13 protein-coding genes are annotated in these 16,158 nt (G+C 65.5%); 4 read left to right on the top strand and 9 right to left on the bottom strand.

The genetic code is table 11. The annotated features are described in order from the left end of the window. Positions 1–153 precede the first annotated feature (153 nt). Positions 154–1,710, top strand: a complete 1,557-nt coding sequence (locus ACQR2C_RS12140; protein ID WP_434881210.1) for a hypothetical protein — start codon at positions 154–156, stop codon at positions 1,708–1,710. A 102-nt stretch (positions 1,711–1,812) separates the two neighbouring features. Here ACQR2C_RS12140 and ACQR2C_RS12135 read toward each other — a convergent pair whose 3' ends face one another. Both ACQR2C_RS12135 and ACQR2C_RS12130 read right to left on the bottom strand, forming a co-directional pair. Beyond that, a complete protein-coding gene (locus ACQR2C_RS12135; RefSeq protein ID WP_316182629.1) occupies positions 1,813–3,468 on the bottom strand; it encodes a helix-turn-helix domain-containing protein in 1,656 nt (551 codons plus the stop codon). A 304-nt stretch (positions 3,469–3,772) separates the two neighbouring features. Then, positions 3,773–4,570 carry a hypothetical protein gene (locus ACQR2C_RS12130; RefSeq protein WP_316239141.1) on the bottom strand — a complete coding sequence of 266 codons (798 nt, stop codon included), beginning with the start codon at positions 4,568–4,570 and terminating at the stop codon, positions 3,773–3,775. A 125-nt stretch (positions 4,571–4,695) separates the two neighbouring features. On the opposite strand from ACQR2C_RS12130, the gene ACQR2C_RS12125 reads away from it, so the two are divergent. The 3 genes from ACQR2C_RS12125 to ACQR2C_RS12115 all read left to right on the top strand — a co-directional run bounded on the left by ACQR2C_RS12125 (position 4,696) and on the right by ACQR2C_RS12115 (position 8,237). Then, a complete protein-coding gene (locus ACQR2C_RS12125) occupies positions 4,696–5,190 on the top strand; it encodes a YaiI/YqxD family protein (protein ID WP_316182626.1) in 495 nt (164 codons plus the stop codon). A gap of 4 nt (positions 5,191–5,194) precedes the next feature. After that, positions 5,195–7,006: an ABC-F family ATP-binding cassette domain-containing protein gene (locus ACQR2C_RS12120; protein WP_434848030.1), complete on the top strand. Its 1,812-nt coding sequence runs from the start codon at positions 5,195–5,197 to the stop codon at positions 7,004–7,006. A gap of 151 nt (positions 7,007–7,157) precedes the next feature. Further along, positions 7,158–8,237: a D-TA family PLP-dependent enzyme gene (locus tag ACQR2C_RS12115; RefSeq protein ID WP_315805064.1), complete on the top strand. Its 1,080-nt coding sequence runs from the start codon at positions 7,158–7,160 to the stop codon at positions 8,235–8,237. A gap of 97 nt (positions 8,238–8,334) precedes the next feature. Here the strand turns inward: ACQR2C_RS12115 and ACQR2C_RS12110 are convergent, their stop codons facing one another. From ACQR2C_RS12110 to ACQR2C_RS12080, 7 genes are all read right to left on the bottom strand, one after another. Next, positions 8,335–9,594 (bottom strand): TIGR03862 family flavoprotein, encoded by a 1,260-nt coding sequence (locus tag ACQR2C_RS12110; RefSeq protein ID WP_434881209.1) that lies wholly within the window; start codon positions 9,592–9,594, stop codon positions 8,335–8,337. Between the two features lie 153 nt (positions 9,595–9,747). After that, on the bottom strand, positions 9,748–10,665 hold the full coding sequence (locus ACQR2C_RS12105) for an SDR family NAD(P)-dependent oxidoreductase (RefSeq protein ID WP_434881208.1): 918 nt from the start codon (positions 10,663–10,665) through the stop codon (positions 9,748–9,750). 132 nt (positions 10,666–10,797) lie between these two features. Continuing rightward, positions 10,798–11,274 carry a MaoC family dehydratase gene (locus ACQR2C_RS12100; protein WP_434846568.1) on the bottom strand — a complete coding sequence of 159 codons (477 nt, stop codon included), beginning with the start codon at positions 11,272–11,274 and terminating at the stop codon, positions 10,798–10,800. A gap of 6 nt (positions 11,275–11,280) precedes the next feature. Continuing rightward, entirely contained in the window at positions 11,281–13,011 is a 1,731-nt protein-coding gene (locus ACQR2C_RS12095; protein ID WP_434881207.1) for an AMP-binding protein, read from the bottom strand. Beyond that, positions 13,011–13,901, bottom strand: a complete 891-nt coding sequence (gene mmsB / locus ACQR2C_RS12090; protein WP_315803156.1) for a 3-hydroxyisobutyrate dehydrogenase — start codon at positions 13,899–13,901, stop codon at positions 13,011–13,013. Before mmsB ends, ACQR2C_RS12095 begins: the two co-directional genes overlap by 1 nt. Positions 13,902–13,929: 28 nt before the next feature. Then, complete coding sequence (locus tag ACQR2C_RS12085) at positions 13,930–15,006, bottom strand: enoyl-CoA hydratase/isomerase family protein (RefSeq protein WP_315803155.1); 1,077 nt, start codon at positions 15,004–15,006, stop codon at positions 13,930–13,932. Further along, on the bottom strand, positions 15,003–16,148 hold the full coding sequence (locus tag ACQR2C_RS12080) for an isobutyryl-CoA dehydrogenase (RefSeq protein ID WP_315803154.1): 1,146 nt from the start codon (positions 16,146–16,148) through the stop codon (positions 15,003–15,005). The genes ACQR2C_RS12085 and ACQR2C_RS12080 overlap by 4 nt, the downstream gene beginning before the upstream one ends. Positions 16,149–16,158: the final 10 nt, after the last annotated feature.

Below are 16,158 nucleotides of genomic sequence, written 5' to 3'. Positions count from 1 at the left end.
CCGCAGCGCGCGGGCCGTGCCGATCGACCCGGAGCGTAACGCCAACGGCAAAACGGTGAACATCAGAACTGATTCCAATTCGATTGCGCCGGGGGATGCGAGGCTCGCAGGCATACGGTGCTCACATCAAACAAAGAGAAGAGGACGATCAGGATGCCAAAAGGCGACGAACCAACGATCTTCGTGACCAAGGACGACAGGCAAGTCGTCATCGCGTCAGGAGGCGAGCAGATCAGCCCCAACAGCTACGGCTTCGAGATCGAATTCTGCAGCCACAACAGCTGGGTGTTCCAATTCACTCACGTTGAAGCAGCCGACATCGAATTGACGGTTGGAGACTCGCCGGAAGCAAAAGCCGTCTGGACGATCGAGACCGATTCGGACAACGTCTTCGAACTCACGACGGGCAAGACGTGGTTTTCGACCGTCGCGGACGCCTACCTTGCCAAAGACCGACTTGCTGAATATCTCGTCGCTTCTGTATCCGGGACATCGACGCAAAAATATGTGACTTTCCTGCAATGGAAGGCGGCGCTCGCAAGCGAGGCCTTCGATACCCTCGTCAAGAATTTCTTTGGCAAAGCGTTGAAAAAAGCCGAGGCGAAGAATCGCAGCTCCACTCAAGTTCTTGTTCAACTGAACGAAAACAACATTGACGATACGACTAATGTCGGCGCGGCCCTATGGACGTTCGCCAAGAACGAGGGAAGCCCCCAAGATCCACAACCGTGGAACGATTACCTCAACAACATCCTCCTTGGGCGCAGCCAGAAAGACCCAAAAGAAGGCTTTTCTTCGCAGGTCAACATGCCCATGACCTTGCAAGGTTATTTTTTTTACCAAATGGCGTGGAAACTACCTCGTGAAAATCTGCGCTTCAGCAAGGGCGTGGTACGGCCATCCTGGATCTGGTTGAACGTCATGGCCGAAGTCTATAGCGGATACATGTCATTGCTTACAAAGATCTATAAGGACGTCGGTCAGATTGATCCGGCGAAAGTTCCAGTCGAACTGAACATGACTATTGCAGAACTCAAGAAGTCCGCGTTTGTTTTCCTTGTTACGAACAAGGTGGTATGCGGTGCAATGGGCGCTCTGAGCGAGATGAATCAGCTCAAGCTCCAGGAAATCGCATACGCCGAAAAATCGACGTTGATCTTTCGGGATCCATACCCCTTTGAGGAACAGATCAATTCATATCAAGTGGACCAATTCCCGCGCTGGTGGCGCTGGTTGCCATTTCATAGCTACCTGAAGGATTTGACGGCACTCTGGTTTAAAGCTGCGCTGCTGGATGTGATCAGCAAGGAAGACTTTGATCGCACGTTTTACGGCAAACTCGGCGAAGTTCTCTTGTCGGGAGAAACGGCTGCGATTTGGCTGGACGCACTCGCAAAGTTTCAACGCGAGTACATAGAGAAGGCCGGAAAGAAACCTTACTCACGGCTCGCGACGTACGACGTCAAATCTCTCTGTAAAGCGATCAACATGGTGGAGAAAGCGCTGGGCGCAATGCTCCTGAACGCGAGCAATCCATCCACCGATCTTGCTTTCAATCTGCCGCCGCCAAATGCGCGCCCGTTTCTTGACTATTCCAGAGCACCGAAGTGGGAAGGACGCTACGACACCATGTGGTCTTCGATCAAACTACCGGGGTCCTCGCCGTCGACCGGTGATTGGACGTACCTCGTTGAGCATCGCCGGCATTAGGCGACGGAGAATGCCTTGGGTGGAAACGCGTCTTTTTCATACCAACCCTCGGCGGCGCTTACATGTTTCCAAAGCCTCTGTGAAAGAGGACAACCGCCCCCCTCACTCCGCCGCCATGCGCCGGTACTCGCGCGGGGTGCGGCCGACCTGACGGCGGAAGTATTTCTCGAAATGGCTGAGATCGGCGAAGCCGACCTGTAGCGCCACATCGGTGATCGGCTGCCGCGCATTTGTTGCCAGCAACTCCTTGGCTTTCTCGACCCGAATGCGCGACAGCATTGCCTTGCACGAGGTCTGCAGGCTGTGGCGAAACAGGAAGCTCAGATGCGACTGGCTGACATGGGCCTGGCGTGCCAAGCTGCCGAGCCGGATCGGCTCGGCATAGTGATCGACGAGATACAGAAGTGCCCGGCGCAGATTGGGATGCAGGCGCGACAGCGCCGTGATGTCCTTGTTGAGCACGTGGCGAATCCAATCATCCGCTTCCGCCCCGATTTCCGGCCTCGCGGACGCTTGCTCGCGAACGGCTTCGGCCGGCGGCTTCGCCGCCGGCAACGCCGGTGACGGTGCCGCCGACGTCACCGTCACGCGCTCGGCCCGCGCGTGGAGAGCCGGGAAATAGCGCCTGATGTCCTCGGCACGGATCCTCGCACGTCCGGTCATGACCGCGAGCCGGGCGACCACGCGCTCGACCTCGAACGCGTTCTCCGGCCACGGATAGCTGCGGCACAGATCGAGCATCTCGGCGCTGATCTTGTCTTCGGCGCGATGACCATGTCCCTCGAGCGCAGCGATGACGAGCGGCTCGATGTCGTCGCAGCGCTCGCGCAGCGGCGGCACGCTGACGGGCAGAAAGTCGAGCTCGGCCAGCAATTGGCGCGAGAAGGAGCGCTCGGCCACCATGCGCGGCAGATCGCCGCCGGCCGAGGCGATCACGCGCACGCGCGTCGTGTTCGACACGTCCAGCCATTGTCCCAGGCGAGAATGCATGTGCTGCGGCAATTCGTTCTGCAGACCGGGCGCCAGCATGTCGATGTCGCTGAAGAACAGCGTGCCGCCCTCGGCCTGCCGAAACCAGTCCTGCGGCGCCCCCCGCGGCTGCGCGCAATTGACCTGCACGAACGGCAGATCGCGGCGCGGCCCGCAGCAATGGATCGCGGCGGCCAGATACGGCGTCTCGGTCCCGAACTCGCCCTGCAACAGGCACGGCAGATCGCTGTGCGACGCCTTCTCGACGAAGATCTCGAGATTTCGGACCGCCTCGCTCACACCCACCAACAGCAGCGAGCGGCCCAGGCGCTGCCGTGCCCACTCGCAGACCTCGTGGCGCTTGATCACGAAGGCGAGCTGGCGCGCGCAATCCGCCAGCGCGTCGGACAGGTCCGGCCCGCCCCGCCGCCCCTCCCAGGCCAACGTCAAACGGCCGATCCCGACGTCGGCATAGACCAGCGGCGCCGTCACGGATGGCGTCGGTTCGAGACGCCATTCCGGCGCACGCCGCGGCTCGCGCTCGGCAGTCGCCGCACCACCGCCGTCTCTTTCGCTGAGCCAGTCCTGCACGGTTTCCGATCCGGATCGGGACAGGACGATGCGGCCGAGATCGGCGACGGCAATCTCCACAGTCGCCGCCCGCGACAGCTCCGCCAGACGCTGTGCATAGCTTGCCAGGAAATCGACGACGTTGAGATACGGCCGGCTCATCCTGGACAGATCGCGCCAGGCCTGATCGCCGCCGTCGAGTCCCCGCTGGTCTTTCATGACCCGGCTCAGCGCACGGACGCGTTGTGTCGATGATCCAACATGGCGGGCACGTTACCGCGGCTCCGACGCCGCTTCCGACCGAAGCGGCCGGCCCGATCTGCCCACCTTGTGCATCGCTTGCCAGAATTCATGGTCCCCCATGACGCAGCCCGCGGCCACGCCGCATCTCCCATGTCCGATCATTGGCCCTTCCCCCTCACAACTACGGGCCAACCAAACCATACACAATTTTAGATTGAGTGTGAATGAATTCACAAGCAGGCCATCAAATGGTCTTGATGACTGATGCGATTCGTCGCGGCTATCCGCGCTGTTCGCGTGGCTGATAGATCGCCACGTGATGGCAATGCGCGAGCGGGCGGTCGCCATTGGCGACCACCAGCGCATCGAGCTCGACGAAGCGGTGACCCTTCTTCTCGTAGTTGGCAACCACACGGCCGCGCGCGGTGATCTCGTCGGCTTCTTCGATCGCCGACAGCAGTTGCATGCGGCTGCCGACGTGAATCCAGGGGCCGAGGACGACGTTGTCGACGAGCAGCCGGTTCATCACCCGCTGCAGCATGCCGGGATGGCCGAGCCGCTCGTTGGCATAGATCGGATCGCGCTCGCGAATCTCAGAAAGATAGGCGGTGGCCGCCTGCCCTGGCCACGCGCGCGGCGCCGTGCCGAGCCAGCTGCCGACAGCGAAAGACTCCGCACTGACGAGCGGCCGCACCGCCGCGGCCGGAACATCCCGGTACTCGGCCAGCACGACATCCGGCACCGACGCGGGCAGCGAGGCGGAACCGGTGGCGCAGAGCTGCCCTCGGCTGATCACCTCAAGGGCGAGCCCGTCGGAGGTCTCGTTCGCGACGACCTCCGCGATCTCGCCGTCATAGACCGGCTTGGTGAACCGTGCCTCGATCAGCCCACGCTCCAAGAACGCCCGCCCCCAGCGTGCGACGGGCTGATGCAGCATATAGGCCAGCACCTCGACGCCGGGTACGAGACCGCCGGCGAAGCCGAATCGCCGCGCCACACTGTCGTCGTGCATCTTGTTCTCGGACTGCTTGGCCGTGTTGAACGCCTCGACCGCATACGCCGCGATTCTGCCCGACATCCTTGCCTCCCTTTCACCGTTTTCGGGCGATGGTAGCGGCCGGAAAGGCCCTGGCAAGCGGCGCGTTTGGCTCGCAATTCCCGGCGCGATGGAGTACCAACCGGACCATTCCAACCGATGGCCCGATGACGACCGAAACCGCCCCGATCCGCATCTATGTCGACGCCGACGCCTGCCCGGTGAAGGACGAGATCTACCGCGTTGCGATCCGGCATGGCCTGCCGGTGACCGTCGTCGCCGGTGGCTTCATCCGCGTGCCCGAGGATCCCCTGATCACGCGCGTGGCGGCCGGCAGCGCCATGGATGCCGCGGATGACTGGATCGCCGAGCGCACCGGCGCTGACGACATCGTCATCACGGCGGACATTCCGCTGGCCAGCCGCTGCGTCAAGGCCGGCAGCGCCGTGATCGCGCCGAACGGCAAGCCGTTCACGGCGGAGTCGATCGGCATGACGCTCGCCGTGCGCAACCTCATGACCGATCTGCGGTCATCGGGCGAGGTGACCGGCGGCCCGCGCTCGTTCACGCCGCGCGACCGCTCCACCTTCCTTTCCACCCTCGACACCACGATCCGCCGCCTGCAGCGCCAGCGCGCGGCGCGGACCCAGCAGCAGAGCTAACCTCATGGCGCCGCCTCTCATCCAACTCAAGGACATCCGCCTGACCTTCGGCGGCACGGCCCTGCTGCAGGGTGTCGAGCTGTCGGTCTCGCCAGGCGAGCGCGTCTGCCTGATCGGCCGCAACGGCTCCGGCAAGTCGACGCTGCTCAAGATCGCCGCCGGCCTGGTCGAATGCGACAGCGGCACCCGCTTCGTGCAGCCGGGCGCCACGGTGCGCTATCTGCCGCAGGAGCCGGATTTCTCCGGCCATGCCACCACGCTGTCCTATGTCGAGGCCGGACTCGGGCCGGGCGACGATCACTATCAGGCACGCTATCTCGTCGAGCAGCTCGGACTGACCGGAGAAGAGGATCCCGCTGAAGTCTCCGGCGGCGAGGCGCGCCGCGCGGCGCTGGCGCGCGTGCTCGCGCCCAACCCCGACATCCTGCTGCTGGACGAGCCGACCAATCACCTCGACCTCACGACCATCGAGTGGCTGGAAAACGAGCTCGACGGCCGAAGCTCGGCGCTGGTGCTGATCAGTCACGATCGTCGCTTCCTCACCAATCTGTCGCGCGCGACCGCTTGGCTCGACCGCGGCCAGATCAGGCAGATCGATCGCGGCTTTGCGGCATTCGAGGCGTGGCGCGACGAGGTGCTGGCGGAAGAAGAGCGCGAGCAGCACAAGCTCGACCGCAAGATCGTCAACGAGGAGCACTGGCTGCGCTACGGCGTCTCCGGCCGGCGCAAGCGCAACGTCAAGCGGCTCGCCAATCTGCATGCGCTCAGGCAGCAGCGCCGCGACTATCGCGGTACGGCCGGCAGCGCCAATCTCGCCGCGGCGGAAGCCGACAAGTCCGGCAAGCTGGTGATCGAGGCCAAGGGCGCATCGAAGAGCTATGGCGACCGCAGGATCGTCGACAATTTCTCCATCCGCATCCAGCGCGGCGACCGCATCGGCATCGTCGGCCCCAACGGCGCCGGCAAGACCACGCTGGTCAATCTGCTCACCGGCGGCAGCGAGCCCGACAGCGGCAGCATCAGGCTCGGCGTCAATCTGGAGACGGCGACGCTCGACCAGCACCGCGAGAGCCTCGATCCCCGGACGACGCTCGCCGACGCGCTGACGGGCGGCCGCGGCGATCACGTCATGGTGGCCGGCAAGCCGAGGCACGTCGTCGGCTACATGGAGGACTTCCTGTTCTCGCGCGAGCAGATGCGCACGCCGCTCGAAGTGCTATCGGGGGGCGAGCGCGGCCGGCTGATGCTGGCGCGCGCGCTGGCCAAGCCATCGAACCTCTTGGTGCTGGACGAGCCGACCAACGATCTCGACCTCGAGACGCTCGACGTGCTCGAGGACATGCTCGGCGACTACGAAGGCACGGTGATCCTGATCAGCCACGACCGCGACTTCCTGGACCGCGTCGTGACCTCGGTGATCGTGCCCGAGGGCAACGGCAAATGGCAGGAATATGCCGGCGGCTACAGCGACATGCTGGCGCAGCGCGGCGCCGACCTGAAGCGCGAGCATGCCAAGGCGGCTGAGGAGAAGAAGGAGGCCAAGCCGGCTGCGACAGCGCCCGCGAGCGCGCCCAAGCGCAAGCTCTCCTTCAACGAGAAGCACGCGCTGGAGACCCTGCCGAAGACGATCGCGAAGCTGCAGGCCGAGATTGCCAAGCAGCAGGCCGTGCTCGCGGATCCTGCTCTTTACGCCAAGGACCGCAAAAAGTTCGACGCCGCCTCCCTCGCCATCGCCACCGCGCAGGCCGAGCTCACCGCCGCGGAAGACCGCTGGCTGGAGCTGGAAGTGCTGCGCGAGGAAATCGAGGGGGCTTGATGTTTACGTAGGATGGGCAAAGGCGCGCAAGCGCCGTGCCCACCACGAGCTTGCGCAACAGAAGACGGTGGGCACGCTTCGCTTTGCCCACCCGACATTCTCTCCGTCATCGCTTCGCTCCTCGCAATGACGGCAACATGGAGTGAATGACATGACCACCCCGCTCGCCGCCAGGATCGCCCGTGAGTACGGCACGCCCTGCGCCGTCATCGACATGGACAGGGTCGAGCGCAACATCGCGCGCATCCAGGCCCAGTGCGAGGCCGCGGGCGTCGCCAACCGGCCGCACATCAAGACGCACAAGAGCCCGGTGCTGGCGAAACTGCAGATCGAGGCCGGCGCGCAGGGTATCACCTGCCAGAAGATCGGCGAGGCCGAAATCATGGCGGACGCCGGCATCGCCGACATCCTGATCAGCTACAATCTGATCGGAGAGGAGAAGATGGCCCGCCTCGCCGCGCTGCAGGCCAAGGCCGACATGACCGTCGCCGCCGATAACGCGACCGTCATCGCCGGCCTGCCGCAGGCGGCAAAGCAGTCGGGCCGCACGCTGTCGGTCGTGGTCGAATGCGACACCGGGCGCAAGCGCGCCGGGGTCGAGACGCCGGCCGAGGCGATCCAGCTCGCACGCCAGATCAAAGCCTCCGAGGGACTGCGCTTCGCCGGCTTCATGCTGTACCCGACCGAGAGCGGCTGGGACGAGGCACAGCGCTTTTACGACGAGGCGCTGGCCGGCGTGCGCGCCGAGGGGCTGGACGCTGCCATCGTCTCGACCGGCGGCTCGCCGAACCTGAAGAATCTCGGCAAGCTCAGGGGCGCGACCGAGCATCGGCCGGGTACCTATATCTACAACGACCGCATGCAGGTCGCCGCCGGCGTCGCCACCTGGGACGACTGCGCGCTGCACATCTACTCGACCGTCGTCAGTCGCGCCGCGCCCGAGCGCGGCATTCTCGATGCCGGCTCGAAGACGCTGACGACCGACACTGGCGGGCTCGACGGCCACGGCCTGATCCTGGAACACCCCGAAGCCAAGATCGCGCGCTTCGCCGAGGAGCACGGCTTCCTCGATCTGTCGCGCAGCAACACCCGCCCCCATGTCGGCGACGTCGTCCGCATCGTCCCCAACCACGTCTGCGTCGTCGTCAACATGATGGACGAGGTGGTGATGGTGCGCGGCGAGGAGATCCTGGGCACGCTGCCGGTCGCGGCGCGGGGGAAGCTGCGATAGGGGGAAGCTCTTTCCGCTCGTCATTCCGGGGCAGCCGCGCCAGCGGCTCAGCCCGGAATCCATACTCCCGATCGGGGTTATGGATTCCGGGCTCGTCCTACGGACGCCCCGGAATGACCGCGTGCTTGTGGTTACTCGCCAGCCACCTCATCACGCCCCTGCCCGCCGCAGCGCCGGTCGCGAACGAGGCCTGCAGCAGATAGCCGCCGGTGGGCGCCTCCCAGTCAAGCATCTCGCCGGCGGCGAACACGCCGGGCAGACGCCAGAGCATGAAGTTCTCATCAAGCTCCTCCCGTGCGATGCCGCCGGCAGTGGAGATGGCGCGCGCGAGTCCGGTCGTGCCGGTCAGTCTGACCGGCGCGGCATTGATCAGCGCGGCGAGACGTTCCGGCGGGAGCGACGACAGTGACAAGCCTTGCGACTTTGCCACCTCCTGCAGCAACCCGATCGCGACCGGCGACAGCTGCGCCGCCTTGCGCAGCACGTTCGAGAGCGACTGCTTGCCACGCGGCGCCGATAGCTTCTTAGTCAGATCAGCGGCCTCGACATCGGGCCGCAGCGCGACGTGCAGAACAGCCTCGCCATGAACAGCGACGGCCTCCCGCAGTTCGGCCGACAGTGCATAGACCGCGCCGCCTTCGATGCCGTCCCGCGTCACGACCGCCTCGCCGCGCACGCTGCGGTCGCCAAAGGACAACGCGATACTCTTGAGCGGCCGGCCCTCGAAGCGGTCGCGGAAGATGTCGGACCAGGCGACCGTGAAGCCGCAATTGGCCGGCCGCAGCGCCGCGATCGCGACGCCCTTCGCTGCCAGGATCGGCACCCATCCGCCGTCGGATCCGAGCCGCGGCCAGGACGCGCCGCCCAGCGCCAGCACGGTCGCGTCGGCTGCCACGGTGTGCGGACCGTTCGGCGTCTCGAAGGTCAGATGTCCCCGGTCGTCCCAGCCGGTCCAGCGATGCCGCAGCTCGACTCGCACGCCCTGCGCATCGAGCCGGCGCAGCCACGCCCGCAGCAATGGCGAGGCTTTCATTGCGACGGGAAACACGCGGCCCGAGGAGCCGGTGAAGGTCGCCTCGCCCAGCGCCTCGCACCAGTCGCGTAGTTGTTGCGGCGAGAAAGCCTGGATGGCCGGCGCAAGCCACGACGCAGCATCGCGATAGCGCGACAGGAACAGCGGCAGCTCTTCGCTGTGGGTGAGATTGAGGCCCCCTCGCCCCGCCATCAGGAACTTGCGGGCAACCGACGGCATCGCGTCGTAGACGGTGACGGCGACGCCGCCGCCCGCCAGCACCTCGGCGGCCATGAGCCCAGCCGGGCCGGCCCCGATGACCGCAATGTGCTTTAAAGAGGACATGTCGTCAGTTTAGGCCCCCCACCGCACCAAGCCAAAGGTCGTCATGCCCGGGCTTGTCCCGGGCATCCACGCCCGTCCACGCCGCAGTGCCAAAGACGTGGATGGCCGGGTCAAGCCCGGCCATGACGGTGAGTGTGGAGCGGGCTTCGTGCCCTACAGCTTGATCCCCAGCCGTGCCGCGGCCTGCGACACGTACTTCTGCGTCTGCTCGAACGCACCCTGCAGCGCCCGCGCCTTCGACATGTCGCTGATCTCTTGGAAATGCGCGGCGACCGCGTCCGGCGTCCACTCCTCCGGCGGCAGATTGATGCCCTCGCTCTCCAGGATCCTGATCACCGCGAACGAGCCCGCACCCGCACCCATGATGGTGCGCGTGGGCGCGTCCTCGCTGAGCAGATACTCCACCGCAGGCGTGATCGATTCCGGCTTCATCAGCTCCAGCGCCTGCGGCGGCAGCAGCTCCTCGGTCATGCGCGTGGCCGCGGTCGGCGAGATGATGTTGACGCGGATGTTGGTCTTGCGGCCCTCTTCCGCCAGCACGTTCATCAGGCCGACCATGCCGGTCTTCGCCGCGCCGTAATTGGCCTGGCCGAAATTGCCGAACAGGCCGGAGGACGAGGTCGTCATGACGATGCGGCCGTAGTTGCGCTCGCGCATGCCGTTCCACACCGCCTTGCAGCAGTAGAAGGTGCCGACCAGATGCACGTCCAGCACCTTGGCGAAATCCGCCACCTCCATCTTGGCGAACGACTTGTCTCTGAGGATGCCGGCATTGGCGCACATGATGTCGACGCTGCCCAACTCCTTGGTGGCGCGCTCGACCATCGCCGTGACCTGCTCGAAATTCGAGACGTCGGCGCCGTCGGCCATCGCGGTGCCGCCGGCCTTGCGGATCTCCTCGACCACCGTCTCGGCAGCGGTCATCGAGCCGCCGGTGCCATCGCGCGCGCCGCCGAAATCATTGACCACGACCTTGGCGCCGCGGCTCGCCAGTCCCAGCGCATGCGCGCGTCCGAGACCATTGCCTGCGCCGGTAACGATGGCGACGCGTCCGTCAAATCTGATTGCCATGATCTTTTCCTTCAGTGAGGTCGTCATGCCCGGGCCTGACCCGGGCATCCATCCACTTCGAAAGACTCTCAGTCTTGATGGATCGCCGGGTCACGCCCGGCGATGACGATGGGTGGGTTGTGACGAAGATTGTTAGCTCAGATAGATCAGCCCGATCCAGTCGGCGACCAGCGCGGGCTTGTCTTCGCCCTCGATCTCGACCGTGACATGGGTGCGCGACTGCAACTCCTTCGGCTTGCGCAGCGTGGCTTCCACCAGCACGAAGCGGCCGCGCACGCGTTTTCCCGATTTCACCGGCGAGATGAAGCGCAGCTTGTCGAAACCGTAATTGACACCCATCGCCGTGCCCTCGACCGCCGGCATGACCTCGTAGGACATCACCGACAGCAGCGACATGGTGAGGAAGCCGTGCGCGATGGTCGTGCCGAACGGCGTCCCCTTGGCCTTCTCCGGATCGACGTGGATGAACTGATGATCCTCTATGACATCGGCATAGGTGTCGATGCGCTTCTGATCGAGCACGTGCCATGACGACACGCCGATCTCCTGGCCGACCATGGCCTGATAGGCTGCAAGCGAAATCGGCGGCTTCTTCCAGATCTGGTTCATGCGTTCCTACACCTCGTGCCCGGACGGCCTGGTCTTCAGCTCCGGGAAATCCTCTTCCTTGAACTCTGTGCCGCGCAGATGATCCGTGCGGTTGTCCTCGTGCTCCAGCCGGCGCAACTGCACGCGGCGGATTTTTCCGGAGATCGTCTTCGGCAGTTCGCTGACCAGCTCGAGCCGACGGATCCGCTTGAACGGCGCGAGCCGCGCCTGCAGATGCGCGAAGATCGACAGCGCCGTCGCGCGCGAGCGCTCCGCGCCGGAGGTCAACAGCACGTAGGCTTTCGGGATCGCAAGCCTGATCGGATCAGGGCTTGGCACCACGGCGGCCTCGGCGACCGCCTCGTGCTCCAACAACACGCTTTCCAGCTCGAACGGCGAGATGCGGTAGTCGGACGATTTGAACACGTCGTCGGAGCGGCCGACGAAGGTGAGGTAGCCCTCATCGTCCCGGAACACGACGTCGCCAGTGCGATAGCGCGTGCCGTCGGCGCCGGACAGCTTGCCGTCGTCGCCCTGATAGCCCTGCATCAGCCCGGCCGGGCGCTCGCCTGACAGCGCCAGCGTGATCTCGCCCTCGCTTGCCAGATTGCCGTCGATGTCGGCGACCTCGACGCGATAGCCCGGCAGCGGCCGGCCCATCGAGCCGATCTTCAATTTCTGGCCCGGCGAGTTGCCGACGATCGCGGCGGTCTCGGTCTGGCCATAGCCGTCGCGGATCGTCAGCCCCCAGGCGGCGCGCACCTGATCGATGACTTCCGGATTGAGCGGCTCGCCGGCGCCGCAGGCCTCGCGCAGGCTGACCTTGAAGTCGGCGAGATGCTCCTGGATGAACAGCCGCCACACCGTCGGCGGCGCGCACAGCGTGGTGACGCCGCAACGTTTGATGATCGCGAGCAGCCCCTTGGCGTCGAAGCGCGGCTGGTTGACGACGAACACTGTCGCGCCGGCATTCCACGGCGAGAAGAAGCAGCTCCAGGCATGCTTGGCCCAGCCCGGGGAGGAGATGTTGAGATGCACGTCGCCCGGCTGCAGGCCGAGCCAGTACATCGTGGAGAGATGGCCGACCGGGTAGCTGCGATGGCTGTGCCGCACCAGCTTCGGCTTGGCCGTGGTGCCCGAGGTGAAATAGAGCAGCATCGGATCATCCGGCTGCGTCGGCCCATCCGGAGTGAACGCCTCGGCCGTATCAGCCGCCTGCTCGAACGGCAGCCAGCCGGCAGGTGCCGCCGGCGCGCCGACGACGATGCGGACGAGATCATCTGCGCCGAGATCGGCGAACTTCGCCACCTGATCCTGCGCGGCGACGACGGCTTTCGCGCGGCCGCGCTCCAGGCGATCACGCAACTCGTCGGTGGTCAGCAGTGTGGTCGCGGGGATCACGACGACGCCGAGCTTCATCGCCGCCAGCATGGTCTCCCACAGCGGCACGACGTTGCCGAGCAGCAGCAGCAGATGGTCGCCGCGTTTCAGCCCCTGCGCGCGCAGGAAATGCGCAACCTGGTTGGAGCGGCGCGACAGCGCGGCAAAGGACAGCTTGGTCTGGCGGTCCTGCGCGGCATCGAAGATCCATAACGCCGTGCGGTCGCGGCTCTCCGGATCGGATGCAAGCTCGGCATCGAACCAGTCGAGCGCCCAGTTGAAGGGCGCCGGATCGGGCCAGCGAAAACCCTGCACCGCGGCATCGTAGTCGGTGCGATGCGCCAGCAGAAACGCGCGTGCGTCCTTGAATGTCGTCATCAGGTGGTCCCGGCGAGCTTGCGGACGTGCTGAATGATCCCGGAGAAATCGACGCCACCATGGCCGGCGGCCTCGAACGCCTTGTAGATCTCCTGCGCGTGCTGCCCGAGCGGCGTCGCCGCGCCGGCGGCCTTGGCGGCGTCCTGCGACAGCGTGAGATCCTTCAGCATCAGCGCGGTCGCGAAGCCCGGCTTGTAGTCGTTGTTGGCGGGCGAGGCCGGCACCGGGCCCGGCACCGGGCAATAGGACGTCAGCGACCAGCACTGGCCCGACGAGGTCGAGGCGACGTCGAACAGCGCCTGATGCGACAGGCCGAGCTTTTCGCCTAGCGCAAAAGCCTCGCTGACCGCGATCATCGAAATGCCCAGGATCATGTTGTTGCAGATCTTGGCCGCCTGACCGGCGCCGGCGCCGCCGCAATGGACGATCTTCTTGCCCATCTTCTCCAGGATCGGCTGGGCCGCGGCGAACGCGCCCTCCTCGCCGCCGCACATGAAGGTGAGCGTCGCGGCCTTGGCGCCGCCGGTACCGCCCGACACCGGTGCTTCGACGGCGGCGATGCCGTGCTTGGCGGCCAGCGCATGCGCGGCGCGCGCGCTCTCGACGTCGATGGTCGAGGAGTCGATGATGACAGCGCCCTTGGACATCGCCGGCACGACCTCGTTCCAGACCGCCAGCACATGCTTGCCGGCCGGTAGCATGGTGACGACGGCGTCGGCCCCTTTGGCCGCCGCGACGGCGCTGTCGGCGATCTCGGCGCCATCGGCCTTGGCCTGCGCGCGCGAGGCTTCGACCAGATCGAATGCCACCACCTTGTGGCCGGCCTTGACCAGGTTGGCGGCCATCGGGCCGCCCATGTTGCCGAGGCCGATGAATGCGATCGTTGCCATGGTTCGTTCTCTCCCCTCGACCTGATTGTTATCTCGTTTGCGGAAAGGCCAGCTCGTCGGCGCCGATCTCAGCGAGATAGCGCGCCAGCATCTCCGGCGTCACCTGATCGACATCCGGCGGCGACCATTTGGGATTGCGGTCCTTGTCGATGATCGCGGCGCGGACGCCTTCGCGAAAGTCGTCGCTGCGGAACACTTCCAGCGCCGCACGATACTCGCGCACCAGGCATTCCTCCAGCGACGCCGCTCCGCGCGCCAGCCGCAGCAGCTTGAGCGTCACGACCATGCCGCGCGGCGACTTCTCCTTGAGCGTCTTCTGCGTCGCCAGCGCCAGCTCCGATCCATCCGCGTCCAGCGCCGCGAAGATGTCGTGCATGCTGTCCTGGGCAAACCAGGCGTCGATCTTGGCCTGCTGCGCAGCCACCGGCCCGGCCGTCTCGTCCGTTGCGAAGCCCGCGATCAGCCGATCGATCTCGATCGAGAGCGTGCCCGGCCGGACCTTGGTCAGAACCTCGCGCAGCGCCGGCCAGCTCGAAGTCGGCACGACGGCATCGGCAAAGCGCGCATGGATCGCATCGGGCCCGTTCATGGTCTGCCCGGTCAGGCCGAAATAGGCGCCGAGTTCGCCCGGCGCGCGCGACAACAGCCAGGTGCCGCCGACGTCGGGAAAGAAGCCGAGGCCGACCTCGGGCATCGCAAGCTTGGTTTTCTCGGTCACGATGCGGTGGCGGCCATGCGCCGACAGGCCGACGCCACCACCCATCACGAGCCCATCCATGTAGGCGACATAGGGTTTTGGGAACGCCGCGATGCGCGCGTTCATGATGTATTCCTGACGCCAGAACACCTTGCCAAGGTCGCCATTCACCTTCGAGCTTTCATAGAGCCCGCGAATGTCGCCGCCCGCGCAAAGTCCCCGCTCGCCCGCGCCTTCCAGCACGACAACCGCGACGGCCGGATCGACCTCGAACTGATCCAGCGCGGCGTCGATGCCCATCGACATCTCCAGCGTCATCGCATTGATCGCCTTCGGCCGGTTCAGCCGGATGATGCCGGCCGAGCCCTCGCGGCGGACGATCAGGTCGCCTTCGAGGACCTCGCTCATCGCGCGGCCTCGATCAGCTTGCGCGACACGATCAGCCGCATGATCTCATTGGTGCCTTCGAGGATCTGGTGTACGCGCAGGTCACGCACGATCTTCTCGATGCCGTATTCGCTCAAATAGCCGTAGCCGCCATGCAGCTGCAGCGCCTGGTTGGCGACCTCGAAGCCGACATCGGTACCGAAGCGCTTGGCCATTGCGCACAGCATGGTCGCGTCAGCATCCTTGCGGTCGAGCGCGGCCGCCGCACGCCAGACGAAGGTGCGCGCCGCCTCCAGCTCGATCGCCATGTCGGCGATGCGAAACTGCAGCGCCTGGAATTCGTCGAGCCGCTTGCCGAACGCCTTGCGCTCTTTCGTATAGGCCAACGTCTTGTCGAGCGCCGCCTGCGCACCACCGAGCGAGCACGCGGCAATGTTGAGGCGGCCGCCGTCGAGCCCGGCCATCGCGATCTTGAAGCCGATGCCCTCCTCGCCCAGCCGGTTGGCGACCGGCACGCGCGCATTCTCGAAGATCACGGCGCGGGTCGGCTGCGCATTCCAGCCCATCTTGCGTTCATTGGCACCGAACGACACGCCGGGGGTATTGGCGTCGATCACCAGCGTCGAGATGCCGCCGGGACCGTCTGCTCCGGTGCGCACCATAGCGACCAGGATGTCGGTCGCGCCCGCGCCGGAGATGAACTGCTTCTGCCCGTTGAGCACATAGTCGTCGCCGTCGCGCACCGCGCGCGTGCGCAGCGCCGCCGCGTCGGAGCCTGCGCCCGGCTCGGTCAGGCAATAGCTCGCGATCAGGTCCATGGCGCAGAGCTTCGGCAGGTAAGCTTGGCGCTGCGCCTCGGTGCCGAATGTGTCGATCATCCACGAGGCCATGTTGTGGATCGAGATGAAGGCCGAGACCGTGGGGCAGCCCGTCGCCAGCGCCTCGAAGATGAGCGCAGCGTCGAGCCGGCTCAGGCCGGAGCCGCCGACATCGTCGCGAATGTAGATGCCGCCCATGCCAAGGCTTGCGGCCTCGCGCATCACATCCACCGGAAAATGCTTCTCCTCGTCCCAGCGCAGCGCATGCGGGGCGATCTTCTCCGCGGCGAAGGCGCGCGCCATGTCGCGCACCGCGATTTGATCCTCATTGAGAGCGAACTGCATTCGTTCTCCG

The sequence above is a fragment of the Bradyrhizobium sp. HKCCYLRH3061 genome (assembly GCF_051168015.1).
Classification (GTDB): Bacteria; Pseudomonadota; Alphaproteobacteria; order Rhizobiales; family Xanthobacteraceae; genus Bradyrhizobium.
The sequence above is the reverse complement of the archived record's forward strand: the minus strand, read 5'-3'. Positions and strand labels throughout refer to the sequence as shown.